Below are 1,266 nucleotides of genomic sequence, written 5' to 3'. Positions count from 1 at the left end.
GCCCACCGACATGCACTTTTCATCTTACTTACCTCTCACTAGTGATTAATCTGCTGGTGGGCAGTGCCTAACAATGCCCTTTAGAAAAACATCAATCTAACTGATGCACTGCCCACCCTACATGAAATCCCGATTCCCGATTCCCGATTCCCGATTCCCGATTCCCGATTCCCTACTCCCTACTCCCTTTAAATTCAAACAACATCGACGTTTGTGCTGTTTCATCAGCAGTGGTAATTGTAGCTAGAAACTTTTCATGATTAGCCCCCACAAACTGAGTAAATAAATAGTCCTCATTAGTGCTCAATTCCTGCTGATCCAAGACCATAGTAAAATCAGTAATACGTAATTTTATTCCCGAAGGTGGAGTATTACCTGGGCTAGCTCCCAGGATTAGCACTATAGTCCAATCTCCCTCTGGTTCAGACTGAGGTAATGGCCAAGTTATAGCATAAAGGCGCAGTGGAATTCCAGCTAGTTGGAATTCTCGATAACTACGGACAGCGGCAGCAGGAATTTCGATATCAATAATAGTTATAATCTCAGCTAATTCTTGGGCTGGGATACGACTAAACCGCAAGGCTGGGGAAGGTGCTGGTAATAGCTGCCAAGATAACTCTTGAGCTAGGTCATCAATTTGATTATATAACCATTGTCCCACATCAATCGCCCGTTGATTCAGGATTTCGATTACGTCTCTAACATAATTAGGCTCAGGCTGTGGTATTTCTGGTAAAGGAATTTCCTCAGGAGAGAGACATTGTAAATCCAGTAGTAAGTCGTCTCCACTCATAGTAAACCTAGATAAAGGGAGCTCGTAATTATGATCAGAGCCAACAACTAGATTACTAATATCTCTGACTAACTGGTCGTATCGATTTACCCCTTTAATCCCAGCAATACCTAAGTCATCATCAATGGCAATCACAACATAAAAATGAGCAGTGAATTGGGGAATAGTAACAATCCCTTCAGGCATAGTTACGAAGGGGTCACTAAATCCAAAGCTAGGAATAAGGCAAATCTTGAAATCTCCTACCTGTAGATTACACACAGCATTAATAGCTTGGGAAATAGCTTGATATAATCCCGAGTATCCTAACCCATTAGCTGCCCGTTCTAGCCGTAAACTTGGCTCTCGTTTTTCCAGCCAATCTTCAAAGACTAGTAAGGCTAACTCTTGGAGATAGATAGCTAATGTTCCTGGTTTCTCTGCCATCTGGTTGGCTATATCCAGGGCTTGTTGTTGTTGTTCTAATTCCAGCG

The 1,266-nt window shown here is 42.4% G+C and carries 1 protein-coding gene; it reads right to left on the bottom strand.

The window, feature by feature from the left end:
• Positions 1–172: 172 nt before the first annotated feature.
• Positions 173–1,266, bottom strand: a 1,094-nt coding sequence (locus tag F6K49_RS50170; protein ID WP_293110327.1) for a DUF1822 family protein, incomplete at its 5' end; no start/stop codon positions are given.

The sequence above is a fragment of the Moorena sp. SIO3I6 genome (assembly GCF_010672095.1).
Note: the sequence above shows the minus strand (reverse complement) of the source record. Positions and strands in the feature narration are given on the sequence as shown.